Below are 20150 nucleotides of genomic sequence, written 5' to 3'. Positions count from 1 at the left end.
TTTCCCGATTCGCCACTTTATTCACCACCACGAACCCAAATGCCTGGCAAGGGTGGCGTATATGATCATAGCTCAAACTATCGGAAACAAAGGTATTGTGAAAAGTTTTTTGAGACACTTTGGTACTGTCTACTTGACAGAAGCAGGTGTAAAGTGTTTGAGACCTTTGCTTATCCGGATCGATCTGCTCGGTCTTCGTTCCTCCTTCTTTTCGTCCATAGGTAGCTAATTCTTTAGTTGCTATCCTCTTATCAATAATTCTATTTGCTTTAACTTTATAACAATCAGCAGTGACCAAACCTGAGACTAGTGCTTCTCCAAGTCCAAAACTGGCATCGATTGATAGTATCTTTCGGTTATGGGTAATCGGATCAGCAGTGAATAAAATTCCTGAAGCCTGTGGAAACACCATCCGTTGAACAATAACAGATAAATATACTTGTCTGTGGTCAAATCCGTTTTGCATACGATAAATCACTGCACGATCAGTAAATAGAGAAGCCCAGCATTTACTGATATGTTGTAAAATTTCATTTTTACCGATGATATTTAAATAGGTGTCTTGTTGGCCAGCAAAAGAGGCATATGGTAGATCTTCAGCAGTTGCACTAGAACGCACTGCATAAGCCTGTTCCTCACCAAACCTGGAGAGATAATGGTCAACTGCTTTCACAACATCGGAAGGAATTTCTACTTCCATAATAGTTTGTCGAATCCTCTGACAGATGACACTAATTTTGTCACGTTCCTCTGCTTTTACTAGATTTAGTTGATCCAACAATGCGTGGAAGTCTACGTTATGTTTGAGGACTTTTTGATAAACCTCTGACGTAACACAAAATCCTTCCGGTACCTGAATTCCCTGGATTTTGGATAACTTCCTTAAATTTAACGCCTTTCCTCCAACAAGCAAAAGCTGTGAATTTTCTATTTCCTTTAAACCGAGAACCAAAGAACTCATCCAATCTCCCCTATCCATTAATGTATTGTTGATTCTAACAGTAGGGAATGAAAATAAATAGTCTATATTTGCTATTTTTTATATGCTATAATTTAATTAGGGAAAGATTAACTTAACACAACATAAGCTGATTCACCGGTTCATTTTAATCTTTAATTACCACCGAATTCCATTCACAAACGATAGATAATTGTCCATCACTTAACTGTCCCATAATTGTTCCATTCATTTTTTCCATAAAGCTCTTCACAATCGACAAGCCTAGTCCAGTACTTTTGCCAGAACGTGATTGATCTGCCCTATAAAACCGGTCGAACATGAAGTCCACATCCTGTTCAGTCAAGGAATGTGCATCATTTTTTACAACTAGTGCAACCATAAAATCTCGTTCCTCAAGACTTATAATAATATTTCCATCTGAGTGAGAAATGGCGTTGGAAATTAGATTTTCAATGACTCTCGTAACTGCTGACTCATCAGCCATTATAAATACATCGCTTTCAGGTATGTGAATGGTGGGTTCCATATTCCTCTCATAAAAACGGTCATAAAAACTCATCAAGACATCTATTGTTATGCTCCTCAGATTGATTCGTTCAGACTTTAGTTGATGATCTGTAGACTCGATAATACTCAACTCAAAAAAGTCCTTTAACAACATCTCCAGCCTTTTTGCTCGTTTGTTTGCAATAGATAATAATTCTTTTCTCTCAGCAGCTGTAACATCATCTTCCTCAGCCATCTGAATATATCCTAAAATAGAAGTTAATGGAGTTCTCAAGTCATGGGATATATTAGCAATTGCTTGTTTCTGTTCCCTTTCAAATCTGACTCTCTTTCTATTCTCAGACATGTATAAATCAATAAGTTTATTAATTTCCAACCCTAGACTTTCCACATCTTTATCCAAAAGAGCCATATGTATTTTTTTGTTAGTTTTTCGATCATTATAGATTTTTAACTGCTTACTTATGTTTTTCACTTCTTTTTTTAAAGCAAATAAGCGAGTGAGTAAAAAAACTGTTATTAAGAATATGAATATGACTACATAAAACATGGTTCCCACCCGCTTACCTATATATTATTTAATTTCTTTTCTATTAAAATAGAATACTCCACATAAAGTAACAATTATTATCGTTACTACCCCAATAAGCATGGACTTTATGATTTCACCTTTTGTCATGGTGTATTTAAATACTTCGCTAAATTGCTGAAAGATAGAATTCTCATATACCATCTCAATCAACGGCGGCTTAGAAAGTTTTTCAACTGCATACATCACGATTGTGAATAAAATAGAGATAATAATTGTTTTTCCACTATCATCCGTAATAATGGATAATAACATAATAATAGCAGTATAACCTAGAAATTGAAGTGTAAATAACCCATAAGCTCTCCCTAAATACATCAAATTAGAACTATCTATTATATCTCCGTGTCCAGTTAAGATGACCAAAATGATAGCTGTTACTAATGGAATCAGTATTGTAACAACGATGGCGCCCAGTGAAAAGATAAAAGACTTTGCCATAAAAATAGTTGATCTTTTATTACCGCTTATTACCTGATTTTTAATTACACCGCTTTGTGAGAATTCGATTGAGATAAAAAATCCAGCGAGTGTGCTGACAATTAAGTTGAAAAATAGAGGGACTGTAAAGATTGATAAAGCATTTAATTCGCTTAATCCAGCAGTATCAAATGAAGTTTCATTAATTTGCCACCAGTCAATTATAATGAGGTAATGTAACAAAGTACTTAATACTATTATGGTTAGTAATAAAACCCAAAATGTCTTATTCCGTTGTAATTTGAACATTTCGGCTCTAATAAGATTAGTCATTCCTTATGGCCCCCTACTAATTTTGAAAAATAACTTTCAAGACTATCACCATTTTGCGAGAGATGTTCGATAACAAGACCATGATTTGTTAGTGCACGTGAAACGTTACGTACATCATCGAGATACTTGTAAAGTTTTAATGTACCATCTTGCATCACTTCAAAATCAGTCGTTGATAGATTCTGTTCCAGTACGGTTGCACCCATTATCGGATCATCAACCTTTATTCTTAAATGTTGTCTGCATTTTTCATCCAGTTCTTTAGCAGTAAGCTCTTCAAGTAGTTTACCTTTATGAATGATTCCGAAACTGGTTGCGAGAAGATGGAGTTCACTTAATATATGGCTTGATATTAAAACGGTTAATCCCTTTTCACGGTTTAACTTTTTTATTAATTCCCTCAACTCAACAATTCCCATTGGGTCCAATCCATTTGTTGGCTCATCAAGAATTAAGAATTCAGGATCGCTTAATAAGGCAATCGCAAGACCAAGCCTTTGCTTCATTCCAAGTGAAAAATTTTTTGCCTTTTTCTTTCCAGTATTAGAAAGTCCGACAAGCTCCAATGTTTCTTGGATACAAACACTTCCAGGAATGCCTTTTTGTAATCGATGGACTTCTAAATTTTCATAGGCACTCATATTCGGAAAAAGAGCAGGATTCTCGATAATGGCGCCCATTCTTTTTTGTGCATTAATTAGCTCATTTCGATTATCATTTCCAAATAACTCTATTGAACCGCTTGTTGGGAAGGCAAGCCCCGTTATTAAACGTAGCATCGTTGATTTACCTGCACCATTTTTACCAATGAATCCGTAAATTTCACCTTTTTTAATGGAGATATTAACCTTTTCAAGGGCAAAATCATTTGTATACTTTTTTGTTAGCTTATTCGTTCTTAGAATATATTCATCCATTAATTTATCCCTCCATAATTGTTCACCAGTCCAGTATGGTCTCTAAAACTTAAGAAAGGATTAAGACAAATCTTAAGAAAAACTTAAGTTTTCATACGATATCCCATCCCCCATATCGTTTCTATATATTCTTTATTCGGATTTGCCTTTAAGAGCTTATTTCGCAAATTACTCATGTGAACGTTAACCGTGTTGTCATCCCCATGAAAAGGCTCGTCCCATACACTTTCGAATAAATTAGATTTAGAAAAGACTTTTTTAGGTGTAGTCATTAGAAGCTTTAATATCTTGTATTCTCGAACGGTTAACGTGATTTCTCCCCCTTCTACATAAACGGCCTTTGTTTCCAAATCAAGATGAATACCATTGTGAGTTAATACTTGTTTAGGAGTTTCATTCGTACGTCTATATCTACGAAGGAGCGAATCAATGCGAGCAGATACCTCATCAACATCAAAAGGTTTAGAAATAAAGTCATCCGCACCTGATCTTAAACTATTAATTTTTGTTTCCTTTTCACTTTTTGCTGAAATAATAATAACTGGAATCGAACCTTTTTCTGTTATTTTTTCAAGAATTTGTTCACCGGCCATACCTGGAAGCATTAAATCAAGTAAAATTAAGTCCCAATTCTGTTTATCTAAATAAATCAGAGCCTCTGTACCAGAATAAGCAGGTTGTGGATGATACTGGCTCTTTTTTACAATTCGGCATAATAATTGGTTAATATCATTGTCATCTTCAACAACTAAAATATTGATCGTCTGATTCACTTTAACTTCTTCCTTTTCGTTTAATTTATTAGAAGATGGATCACAATTCGGCTGGTATATACTGAACAGGAATAGGCAATTTATTCCCTTCCTCTTTACTAGCATAAGCCCTTAAATTTCCTTTATACACCAGTTGCAATTCAGTTACTTCTTGAAATTCATCTGGCGCTATTAGTGATAGTGGCTTTTCAAAATCAATGATGTTACATTCTTTTAGCACTGAAGCAACAAACTGAGAACAGAATAATGCTTTTTCTCTTTCTATTGGGTTTTTACATATAAACCCGAATAAACCTAAAAAGTTATAGCGATAGTATTCCTTATGTCCTTCGATCTCCTGTATATAACGCTTCATGTTTTGCATTTGAATTTCTGTAACTGTAAGGGAATAAACCGCACAATCTGCTTCTTTAAATATACCTTGTCTCACATCTTCTTTTACAACCCCCCCATTGAATGGGTTGCAAACCTTTTTTCTTCCAAAACTATATACTTCTGATAATTCAGAGTCAAAAGATATTGATGCATGGTTATAAGGTTTCTTTGTATATAGCTTTATCAACTTTGTAAAAAATGTACCAGTATCCGTTAAAAGAATATACACCTTTCTCTCTGTCATAATCATTCCCCTTGTCTGTTACCATAGAAATAATTGATATGTTCAATTTACATACCAAAACATAAGAAGACCTTAATAGATTCCTTAAGAAAACCTTAAGTTTTTTAGAATAGTCATGTAGGGGATATTAGAGAACGTAGGGAATACCTTGATGTATATACAGTGGGATTATAAAGGAATAGAATAAAGGATGATTTGATAAAATGTTAAAAACCTTATTGGGGAAGGATTGGAAGGAATGGAAGGAATGCATAACGCTACAAGGATAAACATCTAATATTTTAACATATGCCCTTACATTTATTGAGGTAACAAAGAAAAGTATTTCGCCTCATAGAATGAGTATTGTCTACACACTTGGACACGAAAGAGCGAAACAATACGAATATACACTCAATTAAGTGAAAAATTAGACTATGATTCTACAACAAATCTTTTTGATGGGAAAGAGAGTAACGATAATGTCTCGTTACTTTCTTTTAATAACCCCCCCTTTAACACGGTAAGCGACTTCCTTACGCACAGCATCCTCCTTGTCCGGCAACCGCATCTGTTAACTTACAATTTTCTACTAAGCACAACAATAAATAGCTTTATCAAAAGCATCTTCCGGTATATATATGATTCCATCTCTTATCTCATATGGTATATCATTATTTTCTAACAGTTCAGCAACATTGCCATTTGTCTTTTCTCCCCACTCTATGTATTCTTCAGTATATTCTTTTTGGCACGCAGCTAAAGTCGCGAAAAGAATAATATAGCAAAGTATTAATACTAGAACCTTCTTCAAATTATCTCCCCCCTGAATATTTTTATATACAAATTAAATTCGAAACAACTAAACGTTCCTTTTTTTAAAGAAATTAGAAATAAGGAGTAGAATAATCCCTATTATGGTTGATGGTAATGCAAAAGGATAGAAGGTTTCTGGAATATCTTCTGCCAACACACCACTCTCACTAAAAAAGAATAATCCTGATATAAAATTAGAAAACCTAACCAATAAATTACCTTTCCAAATGTGGTATATTTCTTCGTCATGTTTAATCCCATCCCATTTCATTTCAATTAAATAAAATCAACATTTTATAATTGAACTAGTCATTTTTCAGAAACCGGCATATATTTTGTAAAATAAGCACCTAAAATTAGCAAAATCATAGAAATAGACCAATTCAATATTCCCATAAAGTTAAACCAATAGGCTAAAAGGTTTGTAATACCAATAATATAAAAACAAATTGGAGTTAAAGCACTTTTTATCCCTGTTATACCAGCCCTTTTTCTTTTTCGGACCACAAGAATTATGGAAAAAATCAGTACTAGTATTAGTATTATAGATAAAATAATCGGTATCATTTTATTTCCCCTTTTCCTATTTTCTATAGACATCAAATAGATCGGCAATAAGTTGAAAGTCACTTAGCCCAATCAGGCACTGTCTCCCCTTCCTTCCACCACCTCACCCGAAATTGTCCTTGTTCCCCATTAATAGCTTGAACAACAATATATTTTGTTGCTGTTTTTTTAAAATCCACGCTTGATACATCGTCATTTTCTTCATTCATTCCTGCATAATCGCCATTTTCATCATAAAGAGACATGCCATAGCTATTTCCATTTTTAAAATGATGTTCTACGTCAAAGTAAATTCGTTCACCTTGTTCTCCATGAATAGGTATCAAGTGCTCCCCATTAAAATATTCGTATTCCACCTCTACAAATGTATCTCCTGTCACTTCATTCCACCCGACTTTACTTGTATGATCCATAGGAATCATCACCAAACAAACAAGCGGTATAACAATTACAATCCAGCTATACCACTTTAAAGGCTTTAACTTTTCTTTACCAAATAAAAAGAGAAGAGAGAAAAAGCCACCAATTGTTCCAGCGATTAACGCGTATTCTATTGGCATCAAAACCAAGAAAAGGGGATATCCAATCAAAAAATAAAGCAAAATTTGTTTACCTGTAAAATTGGGTATGAATTTCCCAATAACATCTATGAAAATGGAACTAATTATTCCGTAGCCAAAAAATAAAGCCCAAATCGCCGGTATTGTAATCAGTTCATGGAATTCAAAAAAATTAAATCCACTACTGCTAATTATGACGATAAAAAAGATTGATATTGAAAAGCTCGCCCCTATAATCCTTTCTAATAAGCGATTCTTAATAAAATGTTTTCCCAAATATGTTCAACTCCAATAAAAGAATCTCACCGAACACATTCCTTTAGACAAAATGCTTGAACCCACTACTTTGGAAGAGTAAGGTTAAAGTTTTTATATCAAACACCACGTTTATTTCCCCATAAATAGGTGTGAAGTTGCGGCAATACCCGAACATCGTTCAATTCTGAACTATTCATTACAAGATCAACCAATCGTTCGTATTTTTCAAGCAGATAGGCTAACAACTTCTCCTGTTCTCCCGTTTCTAAATCATCATTACCCACTTGCAAAAACAATTTTACATCAGGATACCTTTTGTGTATGTTGATGGCATATTGCAAATCTTTTTTCCCAAAGACGACTACCTTTAAACTGAAATCCCCCTGTTGTTTTTCCTTTAATGAACGGATGATAAAATCCAATGTTTCAAAATTTGTAGTCATTCCAGAGCTTGGCGGCTTAGGCGAAATCGTTAGATCATCTATCTTTGTAAACCATTCCTGCCATCTGCTACCTTGTGTTTCCAATGCAACCTTCACCTGATTTTCATGAAGTAAATCTACCAATGCATTCAATTGAGCCAATAATCCTGGATTTCCTCCAGAGATGGTAACATGTTGAAATCGTCCGCCTCCCTTTTCATATAATGCTTCCACTATTTCCTGCGGTTCCATCATTTGAATCGATTCCTTTTCTGAACCGTCCCAGGTGAATTTCGAATCACACCAGGAACAGGAATAATCACAGCCGGCCGTTCTGACAAACATTGTTTTTTGGCCAATGACCATTCCCTCCCCTTGAATAGTTGGGCCAAATATTTCAAGTACAGGTATTTTTCTCATAATGTTTTCTCCTTTGGTCGGTAAATACAATAGCTCGTAGGCGTTTCCCTTAAATATACCTGAACACAAGTTGGCTTATTCTGTAGGGTGTTTAGGTATTCCTGAATGATTTCATAGATAGTCCGGGCAACCACTTCTGTTGTCGGAAAGTATTCAGCGTCTTGGTCGGAGAATTTGGTGTCTTCATTCATCACATGATGATCAAATCTCTTGTGAATTAAGTCTTTTATTTTTTTAAAATTAACTAAAAAACCTGTGTGATCAAGTTCGTTTCCAGCAATGGTGATATTGGTAAAATAGGTGTGCCCATGCATATTTTGACATTTCCCAGCATCCTCATGTGGTACATAATGAGCTGCAGCAAATTGAAAATCTTTATTTAGTTCATATGCATAGGGATGTTCTGTAACCGGATAAATCTGTTGCATCATGAATCATCACTCCTTCGTTTATTTTGTATCTTTGGGAGCTTGTATCCATCCAATAAAGAAAAGCGTAAGCGCCCGTTTAGCGACGTACGGACTGGACTGAGCCGTAGGAGATAAAGGAAACACGACGAACGGAGTGAGTCGATGTTGACTTATCGTACGGAGGTGAGGGAAGTCTCGCTAGTCGCTGGGCGCTGGAGCTAGACAAAAAAGACAACACTAAAGAAGGTGCTGTCCTAGCTCCTTAGTTTTTTATAGAGGGATGGAATTTCGAACCTCTCCTGCCAATACGCAGATTCTATTATTCACTTACAATATTACTTTACCATATCTTTTGTTTTAGATTAAAGAATATATGTCAACATAAAAAATGAATATAAACGTTTCCAAAAGAAGAGAACATAATACGGGTAAAAAGCTGAAGACTACTTGTTCTTCCTTTATTAAACTTGCTTTCATAGAAAAAATGCTTCAGTTATTGAAGAAAACTGCCCTATATAATAACATCGTATTTGTTTATTTACTACTGCTAATTCTCAAATTAACAATTAGCCACACACCTTGAATAATCGTTGGTATTATAAACGCAATCAATAAGACTATAAATGCCAATAATTTAAGCTCAGGTGTTTGAGTAACCCCAGCACCATCGACCTCTCTTAACCAAATAATAGCTAATCCAATTACAAAAATGATAATCCAAAATATGTTACCAATCCACCAGAAATACCATCGTTTTTTCACCTTATTTCTCTCTCCATTCTCCAACCGAAATAAATTTCATTTAACTATACTGCCAATTACTAAAAAATCATCGCCACTTTTTTGAAATAACGTACCCGGAAACAGAACTAAAACAGCAAGCTTTGAAAAAGTGTAATGGTTATAACTAATGCAGATAAAGATCCAGCAGACAGTAATGTTATCATTTTTCGCCAGTTTATCTTTTTTGAAGGTTTTACAGCCTCTCGAGAAACCGTAATCCATATAGCCATAGATGCTATAACTAAGATGAAAATAACTTCTTTAGACACATTTGACACCTCCATCATTTACAATAATCACATAACCTTATGTACGGATTAGAAAAATAAAAGTTTCATTAAGGAATGACCTTTTTAATTGAACAATTTGACACTTATTTTTTAGGCATAGTGTATATCACAGATACACCACTGTTTTCTTCAATCTTCGTAAAAATTTCATGAAAAGTTTCTATTGCTCTTTCAATTAATTCGTACCTTTCCAAAATTTCACTACAGTAACCACCCATCAGAATCACTATTACTTGCACCACAATCTAACTCTTTCTCCACCCTCTTCTTTCCACTCTAGATACCAGACTTTAAAGCAGGTGTTTCAAACTTTTTTAACATAGGGAAAAGAATTTCATCAGTTCAATAACTAATGAATAGAGTCATATGCCAAAAATATGCTGTTGAAAAAGCTACTCATTTATTGAATTTACCCAATATAGTATATGGATTCTACTCACTTGAATATATCATTTTTCTTCTTCAAACTAGCGTTCAACGATGCTTCCACCTTTTTGTAATATAGATAATACCCCATCCAAAAAACAGCATAAACAAATATAAAAACCAGAAAACTTATTAAAATTGCTGCTAAGCTAAATGGAATCCAGTCAGCAATAAACAAGGCGATTGTAAAGTAAACAGCTATCGACAAGCAGAAATGAATAGCGGTTTTTTTCAGGTAACTCCAGCCATTATCCTCAAACAAAAACGAGGCCAATCCAAAATAAATACCAAGAATAAAAGAACAGAGCATATAAATCCATATTTGTGAGATAGCAGCGTCCGTGCTGGTAAACATTACAACAGTAAGGGCAATAAATGTAAAAATACCACCTAGAGCTATCCCCATCATACTTCTTTTAACTGCTTCAACAATCATCTGACTGCCCTCCCATAACCAATCTATCTTTGATTGATTTCACATATTTTCGTGTAATAAACTCTTTATTTCCAGAATGAAAATAAACACAGAGATTTCCATTAAATGATAACTCAAAACGTTCAATATGATTAAGATTGCCGATGACTGATTTTGAAAAACGCATAAAGCCATAAGGAGCTAAAACATCTTCTATTTCATAGAGCTTCATCCTTACTTCAATATTCCGTTTACCAATGCATGCAAGAATTTTTCTTTTTTCAGCATATACAAATTCTACCTGATTGGGGTCAAGTAGTACCGTTTGATCTGACTCAATCCCAAGTATACGCTTTCGATTTTTCCGTTTAATAATTGCAACTATTTCTTCCAGTTCATCGGACCATTCATTTGTCTGAATGGTTATGGATGGTTCTGCATGCTTATCGTCAATTTCGATGTTCACCTTCATCATCATGCCCCCAAACTATCCTTTTTCTTTAGAAACGTGGTAACATACAATAACTTCTATTAACCGCCAGACCAAATCTTAAAATCCTTGAAAACTTATAAATAATAAGAAACAAGGTCAAATCCCACATAAGTTACAATACTAATCGCTACATACAAATAACAATACTCATTGTCATCCATAAGGTAACTTAAATACGATTTCTTGTAAATGAGCAGGCAATATCTTTAGATTTCCTTTTGTTTTTTCGATAGACTTGTATAAAACAAAATTTGCTATAAGGGCTTTCAAAAAGTAATCACGATCGGCATGGTTAATTATCTTCATTTTCTTTTATATTGTTATCCCATTTCCTCGTAACTGCTGAAAGTATAAGCCAAGGTTCAATGAATAAGTTTATCAATATATGAGCTACAATTGGTGCAAGTATATTACGATCAGCTATAATATACAGAATAGCTAGTAAACCACCAAGAATTGTAGTGGAGAGTATCACTGGAAGTGCTATTCTCAACTCTCCTCCAAGAAATACCCATGCCCCATGTGCTAATCCAAAGATAAAAGCCGAAACTAATACTTGTATAAGTATTGAATAATCTAAACCCATTAGCCAATCCATCAATACTTGCCGAAACAAAATCTCTTCTACAATGCTAGAAACGAATGCAGCCCAAACACCAATCACTTTAAGCCATGAAAATGTAAATAAATGATCACGTACAAAAGGAATTACTTTAGCTGTGTACAATATATATCCAAATGCAATTATAATTGTTAATATCCAAACAATAGGGTTATTAAATGCTTCTGCATTAACACCTAATCTATGCTCGATAAATTTTTGTGGATCTCCAAAATACCAAAAGATAATACTTCCAGTTAAAGCAATAGATAGACTGCCCAACACTAAACCTGTGATAATTTCATCTTTACGATTATACATATCAACACCTCCTGTATTGCTAATTAACTATATTCCAGAGTTTTAACATATTCTTTATAAGCGTATGTACCCATGCCACTAACAATTTCATTAGATACCTAAATTAAAACAATTCACATTCAATCCGTTTCTATCATGCTATTAATGGAAGTTTAATAAAATATCCTACTCTAAAAATCTATTCTAAACCCAGGCAATAATTGTTGTTCTACAACTATTAAATATATTTAGCCCTCTCGCTTTCTTACTTGATTATGGCAAATAATACCTTTCTTGTAGTTACAAAATGTATAACACGTCAGGTTTGATGAATGACATCACAATAATAATGCACGTAATTAGAAGTGAGAAGATAAGAAAACAAAATTCGATTGAATCCGTGTTGGATAAAAGATTGAAGGATTATTTGGAAAAGTAAAAGACTGAACCACTATTGATTCAGCCTTAATTGGTGTAGTTTCGAATTAAGTTAAATACAGTCACCGTTTCTCCCCAGCTTCTTTCTAGTTTGGATACCAACTATAAAGCAGGGGGAGGGGAAGCGGATTTTGACAGGTGTATAATTATTTACTCATTACTTAATAACTTCATATTAGATTTTATCTCCTCAATCATTTTTGCTGGATTATCTGCCCTGAATATAACAGTTTTAACATATTTTTTTCTCCCATATGAGCTTTCCATTAGAGCAGGTTCTTTTAAAAAGATTTCATACTGTGGAGAATCCATATTCAACATGGCATAGTATGTTTCTTTAGGTGCCTTTTCCCCAATTCCACCTTTATCTTTAGCTTTTTTAATACAGTCTATATTCCTGATATCCAATTTAATACTGCTTTGATATCCAAAGCGAATGATAAGTTGGTCAAAAGAAACAACATGAGGTAAAAATCTCACAGAATTATATAGCCCTATCATATAAAGCAAGGCGTAAATATTTAGGATCGTAAAAACCCATGCGGCAACATCACTCCATAACAGGATAAGAAAGTGGAATAATATTCCTTCCAATATTATTAGGATCGAAAATACGACTATAATAATGTTTACCTGTGAAGTCTTATGATAGGAATAAACCCTTTCATTATTGTTCACAGTTGACTCTTTAAACCATCCTATAATTGAGTAATAGAAGACGCTTAGTTCTGTTAAAATTGCACCTAAAACAAACCCATCTCCCAATTTGGGCTCAAGTGACATTCTCGTTATTTCAAGTAAGTCTTTTCCTTTAGTTTTACTACTTGCCCTATAGCGAATAATGCTTTTAATGATACTATAGAAAACTGCAATTACGATAGTTATTTCCAGGATGGGTAGAATCCAAATCAATATTTGATTAAAAAATCCCTTGTGCGAATGAGGGATTATCAAATAAGAGATTCCTAAACAAATAATAAATGAAAGATATACCAATAATTTTGGCATTGACCTCGGTCGTATCAGTAACCAATAGATGCTTATTGGAGGTAAAATTAGTAATGTCAACGTTACTAAAATGACGATAACATTACTAATATTATTTAATCTTAAAATAAAGTAACTCCCTCCCATAAAACTTACCAATATCACGAGCAAAATGGATAAATAGTATTTTTTTATTAAAAACACCCCCTAAATAGTTACCGTGGTACCTTGTACTTCTATTGCATATTTCCCATTTCGGACTGCACCATATAATAATCAATAGCCTGAGTCATTTCTGCTCATCTTCAGTAAAGGGGGAAGGAGTCATTTCTTCGAGTTCTTGTAGACCCTGTTTTTCCACGTTTACATTGGCTAACTTTTGCATTACATCCTCACCAAGAAATGAAAGAGTTTCTTCTATATACGATTCAACCATTTCTTGTACTTCTGGGTCTTTAATTGGTTTACCATACAATTGTTTTACTTTTTTAGACATTTCTACAAAGGTTTTATCTAAATTCATGCTCTCTTCAACTGATTTCTTTGACAACTCTTCCACAACATCCGTTAATTTATGGCGCTCCAACCAATCCTTTTGTAAATCTTCAGTTGGTAAACCCAAAATAAGGCTAAATAATAAAGTGCTATCCACTTCTCCTTCTTCTTTTAGTAAATGGATAACCCTTTTTATCGTATTCATTGATTTTTCTATCAGTTTTTTTTTGCTCTTCTAAGGCTTTTAAGTGGAGAGATAATGTTTCATTCAAATCAGTGATTTTATCCAAGCTGTATCCTAGAAATTTTAAACTGAGAATCTTTTGCAGGGTTAAAACGTCTTTATCGTTATACATACGATGCCCTGATGTAGGGTGCTTCTCTGGTACTAAGAGACCTATCTCATCATAGTAACGTAAATTTCGGATCGATATTCCTGTCTTTCTTGAAAATTCCCCAATGGAAAACATATTATGTCTTTCCATCAAAATTCCTCCCATCCGAAGGTATAAATTCATTATAAAACATCCAGTAACTGGAGGTTCAAGTGGTATTTTAAATTAACAGGGGGATAAAAAATAAAACAAGGAGAAAAAAGTATAAAAGAAGTTTCCCCTGCTCCTCATTATTACATTAGCTTTTTATCTTTCATAACATAAACACAATCAGCCACTCTTTCAATAAAAGTGCGATCATGCGATACAAGGAGAACAGTTCCTTCATATCCTTTTAAAAATCGTTCCAATGCTTCAATACAGAAAACATCCAAAAAGTTTGTTGGCTCGTCCAAAACTAGCACATTATATCTTCCTAAGAATAGCTGACACAATATAAATTCATTTGTATCCTTTAATAATTCGCTAATTTTTGATATAATTGTATTCATGAAAAGGCCTCTTTCTAATGTATTTGCCGGCTAAGCATACATTTATGATAGAGCGCCTTTTCTTTTTTTCTAGAATTTTGTTTCAAATTCCCGGGAACTATTTTACACATAGAACTTTGGAGGCACACCACTGCAATGAGACTTATCCTGCCAAGGACATATTATAAAACAGTGCTTTAATAAAGGGGTTGTATAAAATGAATGAAAATAAAGGTACAGAAATAAAACGCTCTTCAAAAGTAGAAAACATTCTCCCTCAGATCAATAGTAAAACTAAGCTAGGCGACTTACGAAAAATCGCGAAAGAAATTAAAAAAGATCACGAACTAGCTATGGAACTTTGGTCAACCGAAGAGTTTTTGCCCAGACTATTAGCAATCTTAATTATGGACAAAAAACTTCTTTCACAAGATGTGCTAAATAAGCTTGATAAGGATATGCAGACTCACACTTTTGATGAGCGAAATAAATTAATGGATTGGTTAATGGCTAATCAGCTCACCAAAGACAAGAAAAAAATTGCATTGATGGAGTCATGGGAAAATAGTCCTTCTGCTCTTCAAAGGCGAGCTTTCTGGTATTACCAAGGACGCTTGAGATGGACTGGACAAACACCGCCTGATAACACCGCAGACTTGCTATCTGCATTAGAAGCTAATATTACGCAGGAAGAACCGGAAGTTCAATGGGCTATGAATTTCACCGCAGGATGGATAGGCGTTTATGATGAAGAGAATCGCGAACGTTGTATTAAACTTGGTGAGAAAACAGGTCTTTACAAAGATGAAATAGTAGCAAAAGGATGTACTCCCAGCTATTTGCCGGAGTTCATTACGATTGAAGTTAACAAACGACATAATAAGTAGTTACCTCTGAAAAATTTAATAGAGTTTAATCCGAAAAATAAAGGAATTCCAAGCCTCAATATGAAAATTGTAATAGGCTTGGACCAAAAAATAAAGAAAACAACGCGTTTTGGCAGCTAGTTAGTGAAATTACAAGGAAGATGTAAAGGATTAACTCACTATCTCTTTTTGATCTGTAGGGCGCTTTTCTTTCATAAGAAAGCGTCTTTTTGCATGGACAACACATTTAATCTTGAGTAACATTTCAGATGTCGTCGGAGTTTTAGAATCTAATCTAGAGTCCTCACCTAATGATGCGTTACTTAAAAATCTGCTATCGTGGGTTCTACAATATCCTTGCTTCGATAAACATTTAAAATTAGCCCTAAAACAGCAGCATAAAAGACGATCGTACTTCCTCCATAACTAATAAATGGCAGGGAAACTTCCATAATTGGCACGATCCCAAAGCCCATCAAGATGTTCCAAGCAGTAGGGACGGAAAATAATACAGCACCACCAATTACAATCAACCTCCCATAAAGGTCCTTTGTTTTAAACGCATTTTTTGAGATTCTTGAAATAAATATCAGTAGGATCAAACAAAGAACGATTCCAAACCCCCAACCAAGTGAATAGACGAGGAAGGGAAAAGCAAAATCTGTATGTGTTCCTGGTAACAATTGTAAATTTAGATTATTATAAAGTCCGTTACCGAACCATCCTGCTTCTGCAAGGATATTCCTTACGACCATATACATATATCCTGCTCCAGTTGGATCGGCATCTGGGTTCATAAAAACAGATAATCTAGTAAACAAATAACCTTGGCGCGGGGTCATGATCATCATAATCATGAAGATGGCACCAGCCATTAGATTTGCAATGACTAGTTTGATAGCCAATTTCTTATGGGCTTGGGCAAATGTAAACATTCCTAGCACACAGAAGAAATAAATGATACCGACCATAAAGTTTGGCACCATCATATAGAGCAAGATGGGAGTCCAAAATAAAACAAGAAGAAAGCCTTGTTTTTTCCAACTATGAAACTCATTTATTTTGTTAAAAATACCCGCCCAAGCAATAAAAAAGAAAAATAAGCTCATTATAGTGCCATCAAGCGTTAGGCCCGGAAGAAGAACCCACCTTTTTGCTCCGTTGATCATATATCCAAAGAAATGGAGATATAAGTGGATCAACAAGCCGATAGCATAAAAGTACATCCACCAGTTCTTGAATTTTTGGTAATCAAAGAAAAGGAACCCAATAATTACAGGAACAGCTAGGAAGTACCAGATAGCCTGTCTCCTCATAAAATAAGTGCTTGATAAGGAAGTTTCAGGAATACCACCAACTAATGGGAGAAAACTAATACTAGCAAAAATAACAAATAAAACGATAAGAACCCAATCCATTTTTGGTTTATGAAGAGGATTTAATTTCTCTCCTACAGTAAATGGATTACCCATTTCTTGAATGGCCTTTTCATCTGAATCCTCTTCAGAAAATCCCCTTTTTTTATAAGCTTGACTTAACTCTTGAAGATGATGAGTAAGCTCTTTTTTTATCATGTTGTGGGCTTCCTTAGATTTCACTTTGGAAGTGACTTTACTTAAATATTCCTCAAATTTGGGAGAACTCATAAGGAAGCCTCCTGTATTAAGTGTTTAAGGGATAACTTTTGTTTTGAGGTATCCTGTTTATAAGTGGCTAAGTATTTTTTTCCTTTGGAATCTAAGGAATAATATTTCTTATTATTTATCCAATTTGAAGTAAGGATTTCTTTATTTTCTAATAGATGTAAAAGTGTATAAAGCTGCCCTTCATTTTCTTGGAAAGTACGTTCATTTTTTTGAAAAAGTTGGATGGAAATATTGTAGCCATCCTTTGATTCATGTTGAACAGATTCTAATATAGCTATAATAGTTTCTATATTCCAATTATGAATTTGTGATTGTTGATTCGTACGAATGGCTTCTTGCACAGCTTTTTTCCTTTCATTTGAGAAAGAAAGATCCTTAAAAACTGTTTTTTTCATCGAACTCTTTAGGTTCATAAATGGATCATTCATCACCTAATCCTCCTCTACAATCTTATCTTTTAATAATTCTTTCGCACGGTTTAATCTCGTTTTTATTGTATTTATATTTACTGTAGTAATCTTGCTTATTTCTCTTAAAGACATTTCTTCATAATAATGCAGAAATACGACCTCTCTATACTTTAGAGGTAAATTCATGACAGCGTTCGTTAATCTGTTTTCTTCACTATTCGTGATAACCTCCTCTTCCACCTGTTTTGACTTGGAAGGAATATAATCCAATATTTTATTGCTAAGCATTATTTTGCGATAATACCAGCTTCTTAAATAGTCCTTGCAATGATTACTCGCAATGCGATATAGCCAAGTTTTTATTGTTGCCTGCTCATTAAACTGATGTAATTTCTCATAGCACTTTATAAATATCTCTTGCGTTAAATCTTCTGCTGTGGCTTGGTTTTTAACATATGTATATACCAGATGCAGGATATCATCACTATATTCATCCATTAATTGATCAATGATTTGCTCTTTCTCATCCAGCATCATTTCATCTGTCACCGCCAATTGATTTAGTTCATTCATCTAGTTGTCACCCCCTCATATATCCTAGACGAAGCTACCCTTCATTTGGTTTGAAAAAAATGAAGATTTTTTATGACCACCTATAATCTAGGGTATAATTGGTAAAAGGAACAACCTGTTATTAGAACTTTTAAGGGTAATCTTTTTCATCCTAATATAAGGAGATTTATTCTCGTTATCACCATCAACCATTCTTACTGTAATTTGAGTTGGTCCCCATTTACTAACGTTTTCAATCCCAATATTCTTCAATAAATCATTGACAGTACACCCTATACATTGTATATTTTAATTAACAAATCCCACAGGCCTCTGTCCTAGACATGCACACTAGATGGGCTTTTTTTATTTTAAGGAGATAATAATGGCTAAAACAAAACCATTTCTATAAATTGAGGAACAAATAGAATTACTCCGTTCACGTAAATTCATAATAACAGATGATGAATACGTCAGGGCAAAGGAGTTTTTACTAAATAACAACTATTATCGTGTTAGTGGCTATACACTCACATTACGTCATAACGACATGTTCTCTGAAGGCGCTTCATTAGATAGATTAATTCAAATATATGAAGCAGATCGGCGAATGCGTCATACAATGCTTTCGATTATAGAAGTTATTGAAGTACGCTTAAAGTCCATGCTTGCCTACTTTCATTGTGAAAAATACGGTCCTACTGGTTACTTAGATATCAATAACTTTTATTGTGTACACAAAAATAAGATTAATATTAAAGTAGTGGATAACTATCTCTACATAACAAGAAAAGCAGCATCTCAAAAAAACGCAATGACTGATTCTGAACCTTTTATCAAACATCATAAAGAAAAGAAAAATGATATTCTTCCCTTTTGGGTCTATGTTGAAATCCTGACATTGTCTAATTCTAGATGAAGAATTAAAAAAGAAAATAGCTTTTCAACTTGGTTTTAAGTATTCAAATGGTCATAAAATACTTGAGAATCTATTACACTGTATAACGATACTTAGAAATATATGTGCGCATGGTGGCCGTTTGTATAACAGACTTTTTACAAGAAAACCCCGACTTTCAAGAAAAGAGAAATCCTTACTTTTAACTGAAAATGAGAATTTAATAAATAATAAACTTTTTTCTTATATTTTGGTGCTTAAATCACTTTCTAATTCAAATGATTTTCATTTAGTTAAAGAGCATCTTATTCTTATTTACGAAGGTTACCCACTTATTGACCTATCCCATTATGGTTTTCCTGAAAATTGGAGAGAGGTACTGTAATAAAAAAGGATTATCCGAGCATACTATTAAATAATAGATCCTACGAGCTTGAGAATGCGCAATACTGTAGGCCAAACAACCCACTTAGTAAATTCTAAGTGGGTTCTACTCACTTGCCTAAGTAAAGTGTTAATCGGTCTAAGGCTTTGTTCTATTTTTGTAGGTAGAGGATTTCTCTTTAACAATTTGAAATCCGTATAAAGTAAGTGCTAATATCATAAAAACATACATTAACTGGATTTTTTTCATACGCACCAATGATGCAATACCAAACTTTTTAAGGATAGGTTCTCCAACGTACGTAAAAGCTAAATGCCATATTAAATTCAACCCAATATATCTTTTAAAATTGCCATAAGTATATTTCATAATCCATAAAGAACTGGCAAAGAATGAACCCCATGTAAAAGGAAATGACGCCAAAACGGAAGGTTGTCTTTTTCCATACCACAGCCACCACCTTCTCTTTTTCGCTATAAACTGAACCAATGTCACTACAATAGCCATAAAAAGAGATACAGGAAGAAATCGTTTAATGGATTTCTTGCCCGCAAAAGCAAGTGAAAACCAAGAAAGAACCGTCATTAAAATCAAAAATGGTTTCACTTTTTTCATACTAACTACCTCCCTTACTATCTTTGGGAGTTAATTTACTGTTTATGGCAAACTAAAAATGTAGGTTATGGCACTTCTTTTATGCATGGCCTATAGGGCTATGCATAAAAGAAAAAGCCACTTGCTAACAACTC

The 20150-nt window shown here is 34.0% G+C and carries 23 protein-coding genes, 3 pseudogenes and 1 riboswitch; of the genes and pseudogenes, 3 read left to right on the top strand and 23 right to left on the bottom strand.

All coding sequences use genetic code 11. From position 1 onward, the window contains the following. Nucleotides 1-151: 151 nt before the first annotated feature. The 19 genes and pseudogenes from MHI02_RS04680 to MHI02_RS04590 form a co-directional block, all read right to left on the bottom strand. Nucleotides 152-961 (bottom strand): annotated as a pseudogene (locus tag MHI02_RS04680) (PEP/pyruvate-binding domain-containing protein); the annotation flags it as partial. A 145-nt stretch (nucleotides 962-1106) separates the two neighbouring features. Next, nucleotides 1107-2018 carry a sensor histidine kinase gene (locus MHI02_RS04675; RefSeq protein WP_047184032.1) on the bottom strand — a complete coding sequence of 304 codons (912 nt, stop codon included), beginning with the start codon at nucleotides 2016-2018 and terminating at the stop codon, nucleotides 1107-1109. Nucleotides 2019-2042: 24 nt separating this feature from the next. Next, complete coding sequence (locus MHI02_RS04670) at nucleotides 2043-2810, bottom strand: ABC transporter permease (RefSeq protein WP_047184033.1); 768 nt, start codon at nucleotides 2808-2810, stop codon at nucleotides 2043-2045. After that, a complete protein-coding gene (locus tag MHI02_RS04665) occupies nucleotides 2807-3727 on the bottom strand; it encodes an ATP-binding cassette domain-containing protein (RefSeq protein ID WP_204798457.1) in 921 nt (306 codons plus the stop codon). Before MHI02_RS04665 ends, MHI02_RS04670 begins: the two co-directional genes overlap by 4 nt. Before the next feature lie 83 nt (nucleotides 3728-3810). After that, nucleotides 3811-4500 carry a response regulator transcription factor gene (locus tag MHI02_RS04660; RefSeq protein ID WP_047184035.1) on the bottom strand — a complete coding sequence of 230 codons (690 nt, stop codon included), beginning with the start codon at nucleotides 4498-4500 and terminating at the stop codon, nucleotides 3811-3813. A gap of 40 nt (nucleotides 4501-4540) precedes the next feature. After that, nucleotides 4541-5119 (bottom strand): hypothetical protein, encoded by a 579-nt coding sequence (locus tag MHI02_RS04655; RefSeq protein WP_341165694.1) that lies wholly within the window; start codon nucleotides 5117-5119, stop codon nucleotides 4541-4543. Between the two features lie 571 nt (nucleotides 5120-5690). Continuing rightward, nucleotides 5691-5912, bottom strand: a complete 222-nt coding sequence (locus MHI02_RS04650; RefSeq protein WP_047184037.1) for a hypothetical protein — start codon at nucleotides 5910-5912, stop codon at nucleotides 5691-5693. A 311-nt stretch (nucleotides 5913-6223) separates the two neighbouring features. After that, nucleotides 6224-6481 (bottom strand): hypothetical protein, encoded by a 258-nt coding sequence (locus MHI02_RS04645; protein WP_047184038.1) that lies wholly within the window; start codon nucleotides 6479-6481, stop codon nucleotides 6224-6226. Nucleotides 6482-6540: 59 nt separating this feature from the next. Then, entirely contained in the window at nucleotides 6541-7317 is a 777-nt protein-coding gene (locus tag MHI02_RS04640; RefSeq protein ID WP_060668749.1) for a hypothetical protein, read from the bottom strand. A gap of 98 nt (nucleotides 7318-7415) precedes the next feature. Beyond that, nucleotides 7416-8144 carry a 7-carboxy-7-deazaguanine synthase QueE gene (gene queE / locus MHI02_RS04635; protein ID WP_257455672.1) on the bottom strand — a complete coding sequence of 243 codons (729 nt, stop codon included), beginning with the start codon at nucleotides 8142-8144 and terminating at the stop codon, nucleotides 7416-7418. Further along, nucleotides 8138-8572, bottom strand: coding sequence for a 6-carboxytetrahydropterin synthase QueD (gene queD / locus MHI02_RS04630; RefSeq protein ID WP_047184042.1), 435 nt, complete (start codon nucleotides 8570-8572; stop codon nucleotides 8138-8140). Before queD ends, queE begins: the two co-directional genes overlap by 7 nt. A gap of 235 nt (nucleotides 8573-8807) precedes the next feature. Further along, nucleotides 8808-8854, bottom strand: a riboswitch (PreQ1 riboswitch). A gap of 231 nt (nucleotides 8855-9085) precedes the next feature. After that, nucleotides 9086-9313 carry a DUF3923 family protein gene (locus MHI02_RS04625; protein WP_047184043.1) on the bottom strand — a complete coding sequence of 76 codons (228 nt, stop codon included), beginning with the start codon at nucleotides 9311-9313 and terminating at the stop codon, nucleotides 9086-9088. A gap of 107 nt (nucleotides 9314-9420) precedes the next feature. Continuing rightward, on the bottom strand, nucleotides 9421-9603 hold the full coding sequence (locus MHI02_RS04620) for a hypothetical protein (RefSeq protein ID WP_047184044.1): 183 nt from the start codon (nucleotides 9601-9603) through the stop codon (nucleotides 9421-9423). A 457-nt stretch (nucleotides 9604-10060) separates the two neighbouring features. Then, entirely contained in the window at nucleotides 10061-10486 is a 426-nt protein-coding gene (locus MHI02_RS04615) for a DUF3021 domain-containing protein (RefSeq protein ID WP_060668748.1), read from the bottom strand. Further along, nucleotides 10476-10937, bottom strand: coding sequence for a LytTR family DNA-binding domain-containing protein (locus MHI02_RS04610; RefSeq protein WP_047184046.1), 462 nt, complete (start codon nucleotides 10935-10937; stop codon nucleotides 10476-10478). Before MHI02_RS04610 ends, MHI02_RS04615 begins: the two co-directional genes overlap by 11 nt. Before the next feature lie 313 nt (nucleotides 10938-11250). After that, nucleotides 11251-11880, bottom strand: coding sequence for a CPBP family intramembrane glutamic endopeptidase (locus MHI02_RS04605; RefSeq protein ID WP_341165693.1), 630 nt, complete (start codon nucleotides 11878-11880; stop codon nucleotides 11251-11253). Between the two features lie 567 nt (nucleotides 11881-12447). Beyond that, the gene (locus MHI02_RS04600) at nucleotides 12448-13251 is read right to left on the bottom strand and encodes a hypothetical protein (RefSeq protein ID WP_341165692.1); all 804 of its coding nucleotides are present in this window, start codon (nucleotides 13249-13251) and stop codon (nucleotides 12448-12450) included. A gap of 269 nt (nucleotides 13252-13520) precedes the next feature. Beyond that, nucleotides 13521-14264 (bottom strand): annotated as a pseudogene (locus tag MHI02_RS04595) (MerR family transcriptional regulator). A gap of 143 nt (nucleotides 14265-14407) precedes the next feature. After that, nucleotides 14408-14611 (bottom strand): annotated as a pseudogene (locus tag MHI02_RS04590) (ABC-F type ribosomal protection protein); the annotation flags it as partial. Nucleotides 14612-14862: 251 nt separating this feature from the next. Here MHI02_RS04590 and MHI02_RS04585 point away from each other — a divergent pair. Beyond that, complete coding sequence (locus MHI02_RS04585; RefSeq protein WP_060668746.1) at nucleotides 14863-15531, top strand: DNA alkylation repair protein; 669 nt, start codon at nucleotides 14863-14865, stop codon at nucleotides 15529-15531. 302 nt (nucleotides 15532-15833) lie between these two features. On the opposite strand, the gene MHI02_RS04580 is transcribed toward MHI02_RS04585, so the two are convergent. Genes MHI02_RS04580 through MHI02_RS04570 form a run of 3 tightly spaced genes read right to left on the bottom strand, consistent with a single transcriptional unit; the run spans nucleotide 15834 to nucleotide 18139 of the window. After that, the gene (locus MHI02_RS04580; RefSeq protein ID WP_341165691.1) at nucleotides 15834-17156 is read right to left on the bottom strand and encodes an FtsW/RodA/SpoVE family cell cycle protein; all 1323 of its coding nucleotides are present in this window, start codon (nucleotides 17154-17156) and stop codon (nucleotides 15834-15836) included. Next, on the bottom strand, nucleotides 17153-17584 hold the full coding sequence (locus MHI02_RS04575) for a PadR family transcriptional regulator (protein WP_060668744.1): 432 nt from the start codon (nucleotides 17582-17584) through the stop codon (nucleotides 17153-17155). Before MHI02_RS04575 ends, MHI02_RS04580 begins: the two co-directional genes overlap by 4 nt. Before the next feature lie 3 nt (nucleotides 17585-17587). Further along, complete coding sequence (locus tag MHI02_RS04570) at nucleotides 17588-18139, bottom strand: sigma-70 family RNA polymerase sigma factor (protein WP_060668743.1); 552 nt, start codon at nucleotides 18137-18139, stop codon at nucleotides 17588-17590. A 391-nt stretch (nucleotides 18140-18530) separates the two neighbouring features. Here MHI02_RS04570 and MHI02_RS04565 point away from each other — a divergent pair, with 391 nt between their 5' ends. Both MHI02_RS04565 and MHI02_RS18525 read left to right on the top strand, forming a co-directional pair. Continuing rightward, the gene (locus tag MHI02_RS04565; RefSeq protein WP_205625413.1) at nucleotides 18531-19037 is read left to right on the top strand and encodes an Abi family protein; all 507 of its coding nucleotides are present in this window, start codon (nucleotides 18531-18533) and stop codon (nucleotides 19035-19037) included. Beyond that, nucleotides 19027-19401: an Abi family protein gene (locus MHI02_RS18525; protein ID WP_216883730.1), complete on the top strand. Its 375-nt coding sequence runs from the start codon at nucleotides 19027-19029 to the stop codon at nucleotides 19399-19401. Before MHI02_RS04565 ends, MHI02_RS18525 begins: the two co-directional genes overlap by 11 nt. Nucleotides 19402-19539: 138 nt before the next feature. Here the strand turns inward: MHI02_RS18525 and MHI02_RS04560 are convergent, their stop codons facing one another. Next, entirely contained in the window at nucleotides 19540-20016 is a 477-nt protein-coding gene (locus tag MHI02_RS04560; protein ID WP_257455469.1) for a hypothetical protein, read from the bottom strand. Nucleotides 20017-20150 lie beyond the last annotated feature (134 nt).

Origin of the sequence: Oceanobacillus sp. FSL K6-0118 (genome assembly GCF_038006665.1) — a bacterium.
Taxonomy (GTDB): domain Bacteria; phylum Bacillota; class Bacilli; order Bacillales; family Amphibacillaceae; genus Oceanobacillus; species Oceanobacillus caeni.
Note: the sequence above shows the minus strand (reverse complement) of the source record. Positions and strands in the feature narration are given on the sequence as shown.